Raw genomic sequence first — 3314 nt, forward strand, 5'->3', positions numbered from 1 at the left:
ACCGGAAGCCGAAGGGTGACAGCCGTGACAGGTATCGGACCGCAGGACGCGCGGGAACGCCGGCCTGCGGCGCGGTCGGCGCACCGGCGGCATCCCGATGAACCCTGACGACACCGGCCCGGTGGACAGGGCCGTCCCCTCGCCCCCGTCCCCCCGTCATCCCGGCACGGTGTCGCGGAGCTTGAACACATCGGTGGCGCCCGTGAGTTCGAGCATCCGGAGGATCAACGGCTGGGGTCGGGCCAGCTCGATCCGGCTCCCATTGGCCGCCGCGCGGGCCTGGGCCCGGAGCAGGACGGTGAGGCCGGAGGAGTCGCAGAAGTCCAGCCCCGCGCAGTCGACCACGACGACGGTGCCCGGCGGGGCCAGCGCCAGGGCCAGGGCCGCGTCCAGCTCGGCGACGGTGTCCAGGTCGAGCTCGCCGTACGGAGCGAGCACGGTGCCCTCGGCCCACGGCTGGACCTGGACGGTGAACCCCTCCTGATGCGGTGGGTGGTGGGTCATGGCTTCGGGCTCCTTTCGTGTCCGGCGGTTCCTGGTACGGGCGGTTCACCCGGTTCGGTACTCCGCCGCGCGGGCCGGCGCCAGGCGCAGCCCGTGGCCGGGGGCACCGTCGACGCCTGGGGTGACGGTGCCCCCGGTGGGGTCGAGGGTGCCGTCGAAGAGCAGCCGCTCGATCCGTACGTGGTCGTGGAACCACTCCACGTGACGGCAGTTGGGGACGGCAGCGGCAGCGTGGGCGTGCAGGTGGGGGGCGCAGTGGGCGGAGACGTCCAGACCGTGCGCCTCGGCGAGGGCAGCGGCGCGCAGCCAGCCGGTGAGGCCGCCGCAGCGGGTGGCATCGGCCTGGAGGCAGTCGACGGCGGGGAGCATCCGGGCGAAGTAGGCGAGGTCGTGGCCGTACTCCCCCGCGGTGACATCGGGCGGGACGGCGTCGCGGACGGCGCGCAGGCCGGTGAGGTCGTCGGAGGGGACGGGCTCCTCGAACCAGGTGACGCCCTCCCCGGCGAGGGCGTTGCCGATCCGGACGGCCTGCTTGCGCCGGTAGCCGCCGTTGGCGTCGGTGTAGAGCTCGACGCGGTCGCCGACGGCGGCGCGGGCGGCGCGGACGCGTTCGAGGTCGCGGTGTTCGCGGGTGCCCCAGGACTCGCCGATCTTGATCTTGACGCGGGGGATGCCCTGGTCCTCGGCCCAGCCGCGCAGTTGACGTTCCTGCCGGTCGGCCGAGTAGGTGGTGAAACCGCCGCTGCCGTACACGGGTACGGGCCGGGCGGCGCCGCCGAGCAGCCGGGCGAGGGGCAAGCCGAGCAGGTGGCCGCGCAGGTCCCACAGGGCGAGGTCGACGGCCGAGATCGCGCCCGCGACCAGGCCGGGGCGGCCCGTGTTGCGCACCGCGCGGTTCATCGCCTCGTGGGCGCCGCTGGTGTCGTGCGGGTCGCGGCCCGTGACCAGCGGGGCGAGTTCCCCGGTGATGACGGCGGCGGTGGCGGGCGCACCGTACGTCCAGCCGAGGCCGGTGTGCGGGCCGCCGACGGCTTCGGCGAGGACGAGGGTGGTGCTGTCCCAGGTGAGGGTGCCATCCGCTTCCGGGGCGTCGGTGGGAACGGTGTAGACGCGGACGTCGATGCGCTCGACCTCGGTCATGTCGGCGCTCGCGATCCGCATCGCGCCCCCGCCGCCAGCAGGCCGGCGGCCCGGTCGACCAGCGCCATGATGGTCAGCGCCGGATTGGCGCTGCCTTGCGTGGGCAGCACGCTGCCGTCGGTGATCAGCAGGTTGGGCACGGCGAAGGTGCGCAGCCGGTGGTCCACCACGCCGCTCAGGTGGTCGGCGGCCATCCGGCAGCCGCCGACCAGGTGGGCGTAGCGGTCGATGGTGATGACCTCGCTCGCCCCGGCGGCGCGCAGGATGGACTCCATGACCTCGCGGGCGGCACGGATCAGCATCCGGTCGTTGTCGCACTGGGAGAAGGCGAACTCGGCGACGGGCAGCCCGTGCCGGTCGGTCTCCTTGGCCAGGGTGACCCGGTTGTCCGGCTGGGGCAGCAGCTCGGCCATCGCGCCGAGGGTGGCCCAGTGCACGTAGTCGGAGAGGTAGTCACGCAGGTCGGAACCCCAGTGGCCCTGGGCGACGACGTGCTCGGCCCAGGTGATGGGCAGTGGGGAGATGTTCTGGATGGTGAACCCGCGCCTGTACGGCTGGTTCGGGTCGGTTTCGTAGTACTGCTCGGTGGAGACCTCGGGCGGCGGGGCCTTGTACGCGCGGATCTCCTCCTCGAAGCGCCCGGAGGTCTGCGGGGCGCCCTGCACCATGACGTAGCGGCCGACCAGGTCGAGGTCGTTGCACAGGCCGTCGGGGAAGCGCGAGCAGGCGGAGTTGAGCAGCAGCCGCGGGGTCTCGATGGCGTAGCCGGCGACGGCGACGGTGCGGGCGCGCTGGAGGTGTTCGCGGCCGTGGTGGAAGTAGCGGACGCCGCGGGCGAGTCCGTCGTGGTCGAGTTCGACGGCGAAGGCCATGCTGTCGGCGCGGATCTCGGCGCCGTGGGCGAGGGCGTCGGGGACGTGGGTGATCAGCGGGGAGGCCTTGGCGTTGACCTTGCAGCCCTGGAGGCAGAAGCCCCGGTAGACGCAGTGCGGGCGGCGCCCGAAGCGGCCGTTGGTGATGGCGACGGGGCCGACCCGGGCCTGGATGCCGAGGGCGGCGGCGCCGCGCAGGAAGATCTCTCCGTTGCCGCCGACGGGGTGCGGCGGGTGCGGGTAGGGGTGCGGCTCGCCCCAGGGCCAGTACTGGCCGGCGACGGGGAGTTCGTTCTCCAGGCGCCGGTAGGAGTCGCTCAGGTCGGAGTAGTCGATCGGCCAGTCGGCGCCGACCCCGTCGAGGTGGTGGGTGTGGAAGTCCGAGGGGTGGAAGCGCGGTGCGTACCCGGCGAAGTGCACCATCGAACCGCCCACTCCCCGGCCGGAGTTGTTGGAGCCGAGTGGCACCGGGTCGGTACCGGAGATGACGCGTGGCTCGGTCCAGTAGAGGTGGTGGGAGCCGGCCTCGTCGCTGACCCAGTCGGTGAGCGGGTCCCAGAACGGGCCGGCCTCCAGGACGACGACGCTCCAGCCCCGGCGGGCCAGGCGCTGGGCGAGGGTGGCGCCGCCGGCGCCGCAGCCGACGATCAGCAGGTCGACCTCGTCGGCGTCCTCGAAGCGCCGCATGTCGCGCCGCAGGGTGTGGTCGAAGCCGCGGCCGTCCCGGGGCAGTAGCCAGGCGGAGGCGTTGGAGCGGCGCACCTCGCGCTCGGCGGTGGCGTTGGCCCGTACGGTCTC

Annotated in this window: 3 protein-coding genes; all 3 read right to left on the reverse strand. The window is 73.6% G+C overall.

The genetic code is table 11. The features are described from left to right. Positions 1–156: 156 nt before the first annotated feature. Positions 157–504, reverse strand: a complete 348-nt coding sequence (locus J0670_RS33735; protein ID WP_207816109.1) for an STAS domain-containing protein — start codon at positions 502–504, stop codon at positions 157–159. A gap of 45 nt (positions 505–549) precedes the next feature. Next, complete coding sequence (locus J0670_RS33740; protein ID WP_207816111.1) at positions 550–1665, reverse strand: enolase C-terminal domain-like protein; 1116 nt, start codon at positions 1663–1665, stop codon at positions 550–552. Continuing rightward, on the reverse strand, positions 1641–3314 hold a 1674-nt coding region (locus J0670_RS33745), incomplete at its 5' end, for a GMC family oxidoreductase (protein WP_207816113.1). The genes J0670_RS33745 and J0670_RS33740, both read right to left, overlap by 25 nt.

Source organism: Streptomyces sp. FH025 (assembly GCF_017427025.1).
Taxonomy (GTDB): Bacteria; Actinomycetota; Actinomycetes; order Streptomycetales; family Streptomycetaceae; genus Kitasatospora.